The 14,110-nt window shown below is 49.8% G+C and carries 9 protein-coding genes; 1 reads left to right on the forward strand and 8 read right to left on the reverse strand.

Going from position 1 to position 14,110, the window contains the following annotated elements; genetic code table 11:
- Positions 1–5: 5 nt before the first annotated feature.
- Positions 6–920: an ArsR/SmtB family transcription factor gene (locus DFP95_RS22730; protein ID WP_115994986.1), complete on the forward strand. Its 915-nt coding sequence runs from the start codon at positions 6–8 to the stop codon at positions 918–920.
- Between the two features lie 78 nt (positions 921–998).
- Here the strand turns inward: DFP95_RS22730 and DFP95_RS22735 are convergent, their stop codons facing one another.
- The 8 genes from DFP95_RS22735 to DFP95_RS22770 all read right to left on the reverse strand — a co-directional run bounded on the left by DFP95_RS22735 (position 999) and on the right by DFP95_RS22770 (position 14,030).
- On the reverse strand, positions 999–2,663 hold the full coding sequence (locus DFP95_RS22735; protein ID WP_115994987.1) for an S-layer homology domain-containing protein: 1,665 nt from the start codon (positions 2,661–2,663) through the stop codon (positions 999–1,001).
- A 57-nt stretch (positions 2,664–2,720) separates the two neighbouring features.
- A complete protein-coding gene (locus tag DFP95_RS22740; RefSeq protein WP_115994988.1) occupies positions 2,721–6,023 on the reverse strand; it encodes an alpha/beta hydrolase-fold protein in 3,303 nt (1,100 codons plus the stop codon).
- Between the two features lie 682 nt (positions 6,024–6,705).
- Complete coding sequence (locus DFP95_RS22745; RefSeq protein WP_115994989.1) at positions 6,706–7,794, reverse strand: protein kinase domain-containing protein; 1,089 nt, start codon at positions 7,792–7,794, stop codon at positions 6,706–6,708.
- Between the two features lie 105 nt (positions 7,795–7,899).
- Positions 7,900–8,760, reverse strand: a complete 861-nt coding sequence (locus tag DFP95_RS22750) for a hypothetical protein (protein WP_245987866.1) — start codon at positions 8,758–8,760, stop codon at positions 7,900–7,902.
- Positions 8,761–9,161: 401 nt separating this feature from the next.
- Positions 9,162–9,788, reverse strand: a complete 627-nt coding sequence (locus DFP95_RS22755) for a response regulator (RefSeq protein WP_281273442.1) — start codon at positions 9,786–9,788, stop codon at positions 9,162–9,164.
- A gap of 74 nt (positions 9,789–9,862) precedes the next feature.
- Positions 9,863–11,326, reverse strand: coding sequence for a sensor histidine kinase (locus DFP95_RS22760; RefSeq protein WP_115994991.1), 1,464 nt, complete (start codon positions 11,324–11,326; stop codon positions 9,863–9,865).
- Positions 11,327–11,509: 183 nt separating this feature from the next.
- Entirely contained in the window at positions 11,510–12,916 is a 1,407-nt protein-coding gene (gene pepV / locus DFP95_RS22765) for a dipeptidase PepV (RefSeq protein WP_115994992.1), read from the reverse strand.
- Between the two features lie 127 nt (positions 12,917–13,043).
- The gene (locus DFP95_RS22770; protein WP_115994993.1) at positions 13,044–14,030 is read right to left on the reverse strand and encodes an aldo/keto reductase; all 987 of its coding nucleotides are present in this window, start codon (positions 14,028–14,030) and stop codon (positions 13,044–13,046) included.
- Between the last annotated feature and the right edge of the window lie 80 nt (positions 14,031–14,110).

The following is a 14,110-nucleotide window of genomic DNA, read 5'->3' on the forward strand; positions in this document are numbered from 1 at the left end:
TCCGGTTGATCCATATCAAAGAACTTAGATCCGGTCTAAAAATTTTTAAAGCCTTGAGCTCCGAAATTAGAATTGAGATTCTGGAAATGCTGGCCAAGCACAACAGCCTCAATCTAAACGAAATTGCCGAGAAGCTCGGGCTGACCAACGGCGCCATCACTATGCACATCAAAAAGCTAGAAGAAAGCGGCTTGATCGATATCACTACGGCAGTCGGCAAACACGGAATCCAGAAGATTTGTTATCTGAACGAGGATATGCTCTCTGTCGATCTGCACCATGAAGGCGCGGGCAATAATCTGTATGAAGTCGAAATTAAGGTCGGTCATTACACGGATTACCGGGTGGAACCGACATGCGGCCTGGCGACTGAAGACAGTATCATTGGAGAATTCGACAATCCCAGCTATTTTGCGGATCCTCAGCGAATCAACGCGGGAATCGTCTGGTTAACACGCGGTTACCTGGAATATCGGATCCCAAACTATCTGAAGCCGCGGCAACGGTTCAGCGAGCTGCAATTCATTATGGAGCTCGGCTCCGAAGCGCCGTGTTACAATAACGACTATCCTTCCGACATCGTCTTCTCGGTGAACAATAAAGAAGTCGGCATGTGGACGTCGCCCGGGGATTTCGGCGGCGAGAAAGGGAAAGTCGCGCCCAATTGGTGGCCTCCCCATCTGAACCAATATGGTTTGTTAAAAATGGTTCGTATCAACGAAAACGGCACCTTCCTCGACGGCATACGGATATCCGAAACGACTATCAACGACGTCTCGCTGCAGCAGAACTCCGACATCAAGTTCCGGGTAGGCGTCTGCGAAACCGGACAGATTGGCGGGCTTACGATCTATGGCTCGCATTTTGGAAATTATAATCAGGATTTGATCGTCAGAGTACTTTACGATGTAGTCGAATGACCGCTTGAGCTGGTTTATCGGAGGAAATCGTCCGATGTATAATCGAAATCCCGCTCGCTTAAGGAGCGGGATTTTCGTTTAGATCCGCTGGATTAGCCGGTATAGAATCACCGCGGCTTGCGCCCTGTTCGCTTGCGCTTTCGGTTCGTATTTGCCGTCCGCCATGCCTTGGATTAGTTCGCCTTTCTGCATGGATTTGACGGCTTGTAACGCGTATGCGGAAACAGCCGATTGGTCGGAAAATGAAGCCGGAGCGGTCCCCGTGCCAATCCCCAGGTCGGCTTTCAGAGCCTCGGCAGTCTGGAAGATGATAACTGCCATGTCCTGCCTCGTAATGGGGTCGTTCACCCCGAAGGTGCCGTCCGTCTTGCCTTTCACGATGCCCAACTTCTGCGCGGACGCGATTGCGCTCTCATACCACGCGCCTGATTTGATGTCGCGGAACGTGCTTGTGGCGTCATCGTCGATCAAATCGACCGCGCCCATGAGCATCCGGATGAACTCGGCACGGGTGATCAGTCGTTTCGGCTGGAACGAGCCGTTGCCCGTTCCGGCTGCGATGTCGCGGGCGGCTAGCGCCTCGACGCTCTCCTGCGCCCATGCGAAGCCGGACAAGTCCTTGAAGGATACTTTCGCGAGAGCGGCGGCATAGGAGCCAAAGCGCCCGGGCTTGAAGATAACCGTTTCGGAGGAAAGGCTGTAACGGGCGTTCTTCACGACTTCCGTATGTCCGTCGATGTCGATGAAATAGGCGACTACCCGGCCCGGAGCTTCCCCGGACTTCAACCGGTACGGAATCTCCACCGAGATCGGGCGCCCCTGCAATCCGTCGAGAGGTACGCCGTCGACCGATAGCTTAAAATTTAATATCGCAGAAGAGCTAATGAGATTCCTAACGCTTGCGGGCAAAGCCGCGGGATCCAAGGTGTTGACCGCCAGCGTGATCTTCCGTGAACCGGCTGTCAACACGCCGCGAGCCGGATCGACGGGGATCGTGACGACGGCCAGCCCGGTATCGATGAGGATTTCGTGAATCCGGGCGCTTTCCTTTAGCACCCTATCGACAGGCAGGGTGATCTCCGCGTTCCGGAACGGCAGTCCGTTCTCCTCCCGCACGACAATCCGCAGCTTTCCGTTCGCCGCCGTCTGAATCGCCTGCTCCATATCGCCGGATTGAAGCTCGATCTTCAGCGTCCCTTCTGCGTTCGTCTTGCCGTACATCGGAAAGCCGCCGTTACCGTCTCCAGGCTGGATGGAGAAATTCGAATGCTGGGCGGGAGTGAACTTATCCGCCATGACGTCAGAATGCACCAATTTCACGGAGGATAGCGTGATGGCCGCGTCTCCCGCTTTTTTCGCTTGGAAATCGAAAATCGCAATCGGCTTATCCCCGCTTACGCCGGATATCCGCCCTATTTTGGTATAGGCAAAGGTCACCTTGTTGCCGGAAACTACGGGGGATATGGAATATCCGCTCAGTTCGTCCGAGTTGCCTTTGGGCAATGCGTTCTTCGCCGAGAGGAACGTGAATTTGTCCGTGTCGTAGGTCACGACCGCCTCATATCCGTATACGTCGCTGAGCCCCGTCCCGCTGACCGTCAGACGAACCGTGTCGCCAGCGGAAATTTCCGATCGATCGGCATTGATTCGGAATACGGACGCAGCCGCATTCGCCGAAGATTGCGGAAAACCTGAGAAGGACAGTATCGCAGCCAAGCAAAACAAGGTCCATTTCTTCGTCATCTTGTCCAACCTCCGCAGAGGAAAGAGGAAGAGAAGGCTCTCTTCCTCCCGCCTTTATTAATCGCCTAGAATGAGACGCGCGATGAAGACCAAATCTTGAATGTCGACGACGCCGTCGCCGGTTACGTCGAGCTTCGTGTTCGCCGTACCATAGCCGGCGGAAATGAGAGCAAGGTCGTTCAGGCTAACGCGACCGTCGCCGTTCACGTCACCCGGTACGGTAGGAATCGTGTAGGTGATCTGAACCGAAATCGGAGCAGCCGGCAACGCTAATCCCTCAGAGGCACCGTCCGACAGCATCGCGCTTACGATCTTGAAGTTGCCGCTTCTCGTTTCCGTCAGCGGCTTCGCTTTCCAATTCAATCGCAGGACGTCCCCTCCCGTAGTCATCGCATGTTCCGCGCCTTCGCTGGCTAGCAGAATTCGAACAATTCCGGGCGTTTCGGATTTCGATCCGACGATGCTTATGCCTTCGATCAGGGAGTCCGCTCCCGTAAATTCGAACAATGCAGGATCATACTGGAATTGCACGTCTTGCGCGTAGACCGCATCAGTCACGCCGGTTAGCGCGTACGTCAGCGAGAACGCCGCTCCTGGATTCACGTTCGCAGTGCCCGAGAGTGTTGCCGATACGCCTACCGGAGGCGAAGTTGGTGAAATCGCGAGCGTGTTGGTCACCGATGCCGTTCGGCCTGCGGTGTCCGTCGCCGTAATGGTAACCGTATACGGACTGGACGCATCCGTTCCCTCAGCCGGCGTGCCGGAGATCTTCATTGTAGCGGAATCGAAGCTCAGGCCTTCCGGTAAACCCGTCACGCTCCAGGTGTAGGGCTTGGTGCCGCCCGTTGCCGCAAGTTCAAGCGCATGTTCGTAAGCGGCTCCGACCTGACCGGCCGTCAACGCGGCATTCGTCTCGGGTTTGTTGACCGTCAGGGCGTTAACGAACGCATCCGGCTTCCACAAATAATCTTTGGCATAGATCGCGAATAACTGGTTCCACGTATTAAAGTCGTGGCCGCCGGAAACGACGAGATTTCTATATTTCGCGTCTGTAGCATCCAAAGCGGCAAGTTGAGTCGGATTGGGCAACCCGAAATCATATCGTCCGCCGCCGAAGAGAATATGTGGCACTCCCAGATTCTTCGCATCGGTGCGGACGCCCACTCCGAGACTCCATACGCCGTAATAGCCGAATCTCGAAGCATCGGCGTTGATGATGTTTGCCGTCATTCCCCCGCCCATCGACAGACCGGCAAACGAACGATCTTCGGCTTTCTTCGAGACGTTATAGCTGTCTTCTATAAACGGCAGGACGATATTGAACAGATTGGGATAACCGGCTTGAGCGCTTCCAAGGTAAGTGGAGTCTGTCGTAACAACGATCGCGGGTTCGGTAAGGCCTTCTGCGAGCAGGTTATCCATTATGTTCGGCACGCTGCCGATGTTCATCCAGTCGGAGGCGTCCTGACCGCTACCATGCTGCATATAAATCGTTTTATACGGTTGTGCTCGGTTTTCATCATACCCGAGCGGGAGATACACGCCCACATATCGCGTCTTGTCGCCGATTTGTGTCGGTATTGCTACATAACTCCAAGTACCGGCCTTTCCATCGGTTCTAGGGTTTTCAACCTCGCGCGCCTTCATGAATTCGTCTTGTTTCTCCGGATCATGCGGTGCATACACCGCGTTAAAGGCACGTCTGGTCGTACCCGTGAGACCATCCGGAGCGTATCTCGGCGAATTCGCGGGATCGGTCACCCAGTGATTGCGGTTGCCGTCCACGTAGAACCAGTATTGGGTAGCTCCGGTCGTAAGAGGCACATCGGTCACCCAATAACCGCCTTCGCGCTTCACCATCGCCACCTCGTACGCGCCGCCCCCGCGCATCAAACCATGCTTATACTCGAACGGCGAGTATACTTTCGTATCCGTAGGATCGACCCAGTTTCTCATCATCATGTCGCCGGCGAAAGTTACGCTTGTAGCGGTTTCGTTCTTGTAAACGAACCGTGCGGAGTAACCGGTCGGCGATTCGGGATCCTTCCTAACGGTCGGTCCCTCGACCAGCTCCTCGGCCACGAACGCATGAGGCTTCCACAGATAGTCTCTGGCATACATCGTGAATAACTGGCACCAGGTATTAAAGTCATGACCGCCTGCAACTACTAGATTCTTATATTTCGCGTCGGTAACGTCCAATGCGGCTATTTGGGTCGGGTTTGGCAGCCCGAAATCATATCGCCCGCCGGCGAAGAGGATATAGGGTACTCCCAGATTCTTAGCATCGGTACGGACTCCCACGCCGCCGCTCCATACGCCGTAATATCCGAACTTCGAAGCGTCATAGTTTATGATGTTTGCCGTGATTCCCGCGCCCATCGACAAACCCGCAAACGACCGATCATCCGCTTTCTTCGACGCATTATAGCTGTCTTCAATAAACGGCAGGATAATTTCGAACAAATTGGGATACCCGGTTTGAGCGCTTCCAAGGTACGTAGAGTCCGTCGTAACGACGATCGCGGGTTCGGTAAGACCATCCGCGAGCAGATTATCCATAATGTTCGGTACGCTGCCGATGTTCATCCAGTCGGAGGCGTCCTGGCCGCCGCCATGTTGCATGTAAATCGTTTTATACGGCTCAACTCGGTTTTTATCATATCCATACGGTAGATACACGCCCAAATACCGTGTTTTGCCACCGATCTGAGTCGGTATTTCTACATAGTTCCATGTGCCGGTCTTTCCGTCGGTTCTGGGGTTTTCTATCTCGCGCGCCCCCATGATTTCGTCCTGTTTGTCCGGATCATACGGCACATACACCGCGTTAAAGGCGCGTCTGGCGTTCCCTGTGAGGCCATCCGGAGCGAATTTCGGCGAATTCGCGGGATCGGGTACCCAGTAGTTGCGGTTGCCGTCCACGTAGAACCAGTACTGGTTGGCGCCGGCTGCAAGCGGTACTTCGGTAACCCAATAGCCGCCGTCGCGCTTCTCCATCGCCACCTCGTATGCGCCGCCACCGCGCATCAAACCGGGCTTATACTCAAACGGGGTGTATACTTTCGTATCCGCGGGATCGGCCCAGTTTCTTAATTGCATGTCGCCTACGAACGTCACGCTGGTCGCGGTTTCGTTCTTGTAAACAAACCGCACGGTGTAACCGGTCGGCGAATCGGAATCCTTCATAACGGTCGGACCCTCGACCAGTTCATCGGTCAATGACGTATTCGACTTTCCGACAGTAATTTGATCTGCCAGTGCCGTCACGGGCATGCTCAATACCATCGCCAAAGTTAGTGCCAAAGCCGTGATTTTAATAGAAATGAGCTTTTTTAAGCTAAGGCCCATGCTTTTCATTAATAACTCTCCTTCATAATATTTATTTTATTAAGAATATTTTCCATAAAAATCGATAAGAAGGTTCATTCCTTTGTTATGACATGCGGAATGTCATTGAAACGTCTTGTGAAGCTCATTGAACGTCCGTATTTCCAACTGCTTTCTCGCATCCCCCCCTCGTAATTAGGCTGGTACGCTCGCATACCGCAGGATTTAAGCCGAGGTTGTTGTATCTGACTGACATAGATGTTTATTTTAATAAAATATAAAACCGTTTACTGTTTTATCATAAATACCAGCATTTAACTTTGTCAACGCCTAAATTAAAGCGCTTTCTTATTGCTTTACGCTATATTTCGCCTTTAATTAGCGGATATTCGACGTGAAGTTTTATCTCCAACCCGATTTTATTGACCGTATTTGGCGAAATCGCACCTTAACTATTCTAAATATTTTTCTTTATGTTTATATTGTATTAAAATAAAAAGTTTACAGAATGGAACCGGCATGCGGCCCGTCGACCAATTGTAGTGTGTGTTTGGTTCTCCGGTACTATCACTACGGAGATCATTTTTAATAGCTGGCTGACGTATTCCGGTAGTCATTCATATGACGATAACATCCGATAACTAAAAAAGTCCGCGGTTTACGCGGACTTCATTCGGATCGATTACAACTTTGTTTGATGAGACTGTTCTCGTTATTCCCTATCTCTTAACGGCTCGAACCCATTTGTCGCACAGCTCCTTCGAATCTCCTCAACAGGAAAAGGCGTAGTCCTGCTAACAGAACCGAGATTCGCGTAGAAGTCATTCATCACTAAGGCTATTGGAGCATACCTCTTGATAATCACCGTTGCTGCATTCATCAGCTCTGGTGACTTGTCGCCTTCAGCATATCTACGAATGAGTTCTACGCGTTCTGATTGATTCTTCGCACCGCCTAAGACCGTTACAAGCCAATTCACGAACTCTGTAACCACATAACACCCATCATGAGATTTGTTCCGATCGAGAAACTCCAACTCACTTTCTGAGAGCTCAAACCGAGAAGAAGTCGCAAGACCGAAGTCCGTAATATATACACGGTGTCCGTCGGTTAAAATGTTTCTAAAGTGAACATCGAAATGGAATAACCCATTCGCATTCATAAACGAGACAGCAGACCGCAAGTTGGAATCCACCATGGCAAATGCTGAGGTGGCTGTCTTCTCTCCAATAGCGACCTGTTCGATAAGCCAGTCGTGAAGGTTATGGGGAATGTACTCACAGAACAGCACAACACTATCCACTGCTTGATTAATTGCCTCGATACGATTCCCCACTGTTTGGGACCCCCAAAACTCAACCATGCGGGAAACATCGCTCAGTTCGTCAGAAATGGGAGTAAGTCGTTTCGAACCATGTAACACCCGCCAGTGATACATCATCGGGAAGCTCTCACACTGTTTCGCCAGCACCCAGTTGGTGGTCATGTTGTGGGCGGCGATCTCACGCCACACGCCACCTGCCGGTGAACCTATGCCATAGTGGCAATACGGAGGGAGTTCGAATACGTTTCTTGTGGACATTACATTCGGAACGAGTCTTTCTATTTCCGTAAGCGGTATTATTTTCACGAAGACAGGCGTGTCTTCAAGTTGCAACAACGCCGTTGTACCACCTATGCCAGTCCCCATAACCGCAGCTTTTTCCACTCGCTCTCGAAGTTGTTCATCACTGAGCAACGATAAGGCAGTGGATACGGCGGCATAGCCGGTAAGCCTAGATTCGTTAGACACATATAGCATAGGAATATCGTCCTTCCGCTCGAAAATGTTAGTGAAATTAGGAATTAATTTATCTTAGCCTCTTTCTTATGAATCGGAAAAAATATCATATCCCCTAAATACTAATTACATTCGACCGCAGTGTCTGCATGAACGGCGTCTTCGGAGGTAATACGCGAATGTTGCCGCACCTAGCGATATGCCCCAAGGAAGCCAGAACAATCCAGGTCCTAATTCTCCCCAATTCTCAAGATTCACGGAACCACCCTGAAACAAATCGACCCAAAGCTTAAGACCCGAAAAGATCGTCATAGCGGATGTAAGCGTTGCAGGAACGACTGCCAGCCAGATAGGAACACGCTTGCCGGATAGGAATAAACACCAGCGGGGAAAAACCTCGCCCCACCGCTGAATGAGTCCCAGGGTGAGTATCGCACCGCCAATCGGTAGAGCGCCCAAGACGGCCACTATCAAACTTTCAGTAAGGGTCTGAGTTTCTATTCCTGTCGGATCGCTTACTCCTAATGGAATACCGGCAGCCCAAATTAAGCGAACAAGTCCATAAGGAAGCGCAGTAACGACTGCTATATAAGTAACCCATTTCCCCCATTTGGCCGCTGTGATCGACGATGTTCCCTTCCCTTCTTCCGTCCGCCCGCAGTTCATGCATGCTTCCCGAGAGCGGCGCTGATAGATCAGTGCCACGGCTCCCCATAGGAACCCGCCGGCAATGCATAGAAGCTGATTCACCACGGGCCAGTCGAAGAGTTCAAAGTACAACATGAACGCATATGCAAAATTTTGCATGATTCGGATATCGGGAACCAAGACGATAAGCGCTGCGCTCGCCGACCAAGCGAAAGCAAGCAGAACACTTCTAATCATTCGGCTCTTATACTGCCGCTTCATTGCCATTGCAACTACCGTTCCAACTAATCCTGCAATAATGATTGCCGCCCCGCCAGTATCTGCTCTTACATTAGCCAAGAATGACCCCATCATATGTCCGCGAGGATCGTTCTCACCAAAGGGAAATCCAGTGCCTCCCATAACCCAATACGATCCGAGCACACCATAGAACAGTGACCAGATCGCTGCCGCATACAGGGCCCAGCTTGGGTGGTGCCGTGACAGCCATGATGACCGTTTTGGAGGTAAGATATCATTCATTAGCGGATTGTCGTAGGACTTCCGTGAAGACTCTGTCTTAACTTCCATACAAACCAACTCCTCATCAAGGCGAAAGTATAATTCCTTCACCGTTTATTAATTTTGATGATACAGGAGAGAAGTTGGTTTGAACCGCGTCTGCAGGTCTGTTAATACACACGTCTAGAGATCTGATTGCGATTGGAAATCAGAGCGAAAGTAAAGTGGCCCTTTCACTCCTAGTCCGGGTTCATGAGCCCCTTCTCCCAAGCAAAAACGGCAGCTTTGGTACGGTCCAACAAATGCAGCTTACTTAAAATATTACTGACGTGGCCTTTAACCGTCTTCTCGCTGATGAACAATTGCGCGGCGATCTCGGCATTCGTAAGACCGCCTGCAATTAGACGCAGCACCTCAAGCTCGCGGTCGCTCAGCTCAACGAACGGGTTGGAAGCCGCCTGCTTTGGAGTGCGAATCTCTTGAACCACTCGCGCGGCTACGCGCGGATTCATCATCGATTCGCCATGTACGGCCCGGCGTACTGTCTCAACCAATTGACCGGGGTCAATATCTTTGAGCACGTAAGAAAGCGCTCCGGCTTGCAGAGCCGGAAAGATGTGTTGATCCTCGTGAAACGAAGTAAGCACGATCACTTGCGATCGTGGACTGACTTGTTTCACGCGCCGGGTAGCTTCTACACCATCTATACCAGGCATCATCAGATCCATAAGCACGATATCGGGCATAAGCTCGCTTACCAGGGTTACGGCCTTCTCTCCAGAATCGGCTTCACCGACCACCTGGTAATCGGGCTGTATATTGAACAGAGCGCGTAAACCTTGTCTCACGATTGCATGATCGTCCACTATAAGAATCCTAATGAGTCCCTTTGACAATGCGCTCACCTCTTAGGAATAAAAAGAATTGGAAACTCTTTATTTTAATTCGCGCGATCTTGGATCTCTGTTTGCATGCAGCTTATCGTTACGGTCGTGCCGCTCCCCTTGTTGCTCCTTATCTCCATTTGACCGCCCAGAGCCTGAATACGCTCCCGCATAGAAGAGAGACCGACACTGTGCCGAGTTATGTCTTTGATATCAAAACCGCATCCATTATCGCTTATCGATAGCATCACGCGATTACCGCATTCCAGTCGGAGCTTGACAGTAGTTGCCCCGCTGTGACGCGCAGCATTGAACAACGCCTCCTGCGTTATACGGAAGAAGGCTTCTTCTATTACCGGAGGCACCAATTGTTCGCCAACGACTTCCAAATCTACGAGAATCCCCGTTTGTCCCTGCCAGGCATGAACATAATCTACTAGAGCACGAGACAGATTCTTCCCTTCCATGGCAACAGGGCGTAATTCCAATATCAGTGCGTTCAGCTCCCGCTGAGTGTGGCTGATTAAACTCTCCGCCTCTGCCAAATTCGAACGAGCGGCATCCGCATCCCGTCCGATTAAAGATTTCCCGTTATTCACCCAGATCGAGACCGCAAACATCTGCTGCTTGATGCTATCGTGCAGTTCCCGAGCTAGACGATTGCGCTCTTCCATAGTTGCCAGTGCTTGACGTGTCTTCAGCAGTTGCTTAAGCTGCATCGCCATTTGATTGAGCCGATTTACCAATTGCCCCAACTCGTCACCGGAAGCATCGTTTATGAAAATCGTGAAATCGCCTTGACTCCATCGATTTGCGGAGGTCAATATCCTTTGAATCCGACGCACAAGAATTCGTGATGTAATTATACCAAACGCGAGACCGACAATCGCCGCCCCAATAAAGAAGCCTAATAGACTAATGCCAAAAAGTTGAAAAGCTATGGGGATAAAATCCCGAAAATTCTGGGAAGCAAAACGCACATGCTCCGCTTTAACCACCATAGCTCCTCTAATCGCCTTTTTATTGGCTATCGGAGCCACAATATAAATGGTGCTCTTATCGTTATACGTGTATGTCGTTATCGTTTTAGCCGCGGAAGGGTCAAGTGCCAACGCTGTCCGAATGTGTTGCCGCACGCCGGCAGGCAGCTCCAGCCCCTCTCCCGTCTCATTTCCAGGAATATAATCTCCTGCCACGGTGATCAGTTGGCCGTCATGATCGACGGCTGCGGAGTATCCTTGAAATTCAGATCCCAATTCTGAAGGCCAATCATTTAGCGCCTGATGAAGTTTTTCTTTGTTAATGAATGGTCCGCTGAAGCTCGCAGATGTATTTTGTGCCACTGAACCTACCTGACTCGCGAACATTCGATTTGTATTATAGTTCATATAAACGTAGAGACCTAAGACAACAATCATTTCGAGCAGAACCATGACTACAATCGTTGTTAGAATGTAGTATAGGGTTAATTTCCATTGTAATCGACGGAATCGCCCGGCAAACTGGAGTATCGCTCTCATTTACTTATTCCTTCCATTAGGATCCCCCTATCTATTTCCTCATAACGACATACGAAAAAAGCGGACGTTTGTTGCATGATCCTCCCGCTAGCGTAATGCTCCCCCTCGAATAGTTACTATTCCGTGGGTGTCGGTTAATGTTTTTGTCTTCCGAGAAGAGTTCAGAAGAAAACATCTTTATTGTTATAAGTGGCTTAATTCATATAATGCTTTGGCGTAGATGGCCGTCGCTTTAATTAAATCATCGATTTCTATGAATTCATCGATTTGGTGAGAGCTATCTACCTTGCCAGGGAAAAGCGCACCGAAAGCCACCGCGTTTTTCATTAACGTCGCATACGTTGCCCCGCCCGATGTTAAAAGCGTGGGTTCTTCCCCTGTAATCGATTGATAAGCCGATTGTAGTGTTTTTATCATGGGATGATCGGCAGGGATATAATGCGTGGAGAATTGCCGCGCATCAGCGATTGTGAAATTGCAGATCTCTGCTTTTTTCGTGATCGTTTCAATGGTATGTTGGTAATCATTATTTAATGGGACGCGAATGTTCAACTGAATTGAACCACCATCTACATGATCGTAATTGATAATGCCGGCATTAACCGTTAAAGGTCCGAGCACGTCTTCCCTGTAGTGGATTCCCAACTTTTCCCCAAAAGGATCTCTATATAGGCAGTTTTCGGCAAATGCGATAAAGGATTGGTCGCTACCGGAAAAACTTAATGTGGTTAAGAAGTGCAGGCACTCAAGTCCGGCATTCACTCCGTTTTGCGGTTCCATACCATGCACGGTTTTACCGTAAAGGGTTAAAGTAATCGTTTCATCGGAATTGCCGACCTCGCCACGTAGTCCCTGTTCCTTGCAATATGTCTTAAAACGATTCATAAGTTCCTCAGGTTGATTCGTTTTAATTTCGGCAGAGGCTTGTCCAGGTACCATGTTCCCCCTGTCGCCCGAAGAAAAGTTAACTAAAATAGTTCCCTGTTTTTCACCTTCGCTGCCACTTAAAGTTAGTTTCATGTTTATTTGCCCTTTTTCGGCGTACACCATTGGAAATGCATCATCAGGAGAAAAACCGTAAGTCGGCTCGGGCTCTACGTCAAGATAATGCTGCACGCAGAGCATACCGCTTTCCTCATCTGTGCCATAGATCATGCGGATCTTCCTTTTTAGAGGAAGGCCTAGGTCCTTCAATATCTTCAACGCGTAAAATGCAGCCATTCCCGGTCCTTTATCATCAATGGTACCGCGGGCATAGAGCTTTCCTTCTCGAATAGTCGGCTCATAAGGTGGCGTTGTCCATTCACCGGGAGCTGGAACGACGTCTACGTGGGCAAGTACTCCAATGTATTCTTCAGACTCTCCCCATTCCGCAAACCCGGCTAATCCGTCTAAGTTTTTAGTTTTAAAACCCTCGTTTTGGGCTAATGCCAATACATAATCCAATGCTTCGCCAATCTTTTCCCCCATTGGATATTCGGGAGTACTCGTTGTTAGATCCTGTACGCTTGCGATACGCAATAGGCCTTCAAGGTCCTTTAATAGATCCCCTTTTCTTTTTTTCGCTTCCGCCAGCCAATTGATTTCCATGACATCCTCCACTCCCTAAATAAATACTTCGCGTTGTGAGCGGAGTATTTATTTATATGTTCTTGTGTCCTACGACATTTGTTGGCGTGTGATTCTGTCCATATCAAAGAAAAGACAGTTGTAATTTTTAATAAGATCGAGCAAATTTGGCAATGAACCGATTCGGATATTCGGAAGGAAGCGCGCTGATTTCATCAAGCCGATTCCATATTTCGGTTGGCATCGTCCATCCTATAGCACCCATATTATCGGCAAACTGCTCAAGATTGCTGGCTCCAAAAATCGGAGAAGTGATTCCTTTTCTTTGAAGCAGCCAGGCGAGAGCGATTTGTGCCGGTGTCTTGTCCAGTTCCCGAGCGGCCGCTTGAACGGCATCCAGTATAGCAAAATTAAGTTCCGTTCCGCGCAATGCCCACGAGCTCTCGCCTACCTTTGATGATAATCTGCCCGATGTCGGCTCTTCCTTGCTATATCGACCTGTAAGAAACCCGCCTCCAAGCGGAGCCCAAGGGATAACTCCAACATTCTCTTCCAAGCATAACGACATCATTTCTCTATCCATTTCACGACTTACTAGACTATATTGCGGTTGAATGGAAATAAACCGTACATAACGGTTGGCATCGCTGCAGGCAAGTGATTTCATTAGCTGCCAGGCAAAAAAATTGGAGCATCCGATATAACGGACTTTACCCGAAGTGACCAGATCATCTAGAGCACGAAGCGTCTCTTCAATAGGAGTCAGATGATCCCACACATGGACTTGATATAAATCGATAAAATCCGTTTGCAGGCGCCGCAAGCTCTCTTCGACGCTTTGTATAATATGTTTGCGTGAGACGCCTGCCCCATTGGGATGGTCAGCCGTAACCATCCGTACTTTTGTGGCGAGGACAACCTCTGATCGAAAACCCTTTATCGCTTCGCCAACAATCTCTTCCGATCGGCCGGATACATATACATTCGCCGTATCAAGAAAGTTACCTCCCCGCTCCATAAACTGATGGATCATCCGAATAGAATCGCTTTCATTGGTTGTATTTCCAAAACTCATCGTCCCCAGACAAAGCTCCGATACGGCAAGCCCGCTGCGTCCAAGCAACTTGATTTTCATTGTGATAGTTCCTCCCGAATAGTTGATTGAATCATAAATTTACTTCAAGCTGTTTTAATGTTTGTTGCTGCTGTAACTCC

The sequence above is a fragment of the Cohnella lupini genome (genome assembly GCF_003386205.1).
Lineage (GTDB): Bacteria > Bacillota > Bacilli > Paenibacillales > Paenibacillaceae > Cohnella > Cohnella lupini.

Bases quoted from the DNA above. Each gene is read 5' to 3' on its own strand.
- DFP95_RS22735 (WP_115994987.1), bottom strand. From the start codon at position 2,663: ATGACGAAGAAATGGACCTTGTTTTGCTTGGCTGCGATACTGTCCTTC.
- DFP95_RS22740 (WP_115994988.1), bottom strand. From the start codon at position 6,023: ATGAAAAGCATGGGCCTTAGCTTAAAAAAGCTCATTTCTATTAAAATC.
- DFP95_RS22745 (WP_115994989.1), bottom strand. From the start codon at position 7,794: ATGCTATATGTGTCTAACGAATCTAGGCTTACCGGCTATGCCGCCGTA.
- DFP95_RS22760 (WP_115994991.1), bottom strand. From the start codon at position 11,326: ATGAGAGCGATACTCCAGTTTGCCGGGCGATTCCGTCGATTACAATGG.
- pepV (WP_115994992.1), bottom strand. From the start codon at position 12,916: ATGGAAATCAATTGGCTGGCGGAAGCGAAAAAAAGAAAAGGGGATCTA.
- DFP95_RS22770 (WP_115994993.1), bottom strand. From the start codon at position 14,030: ATGAAAATCAAGTTGCTTGGACGCAGCGGGCTTGCCGTATCGGAGCTT.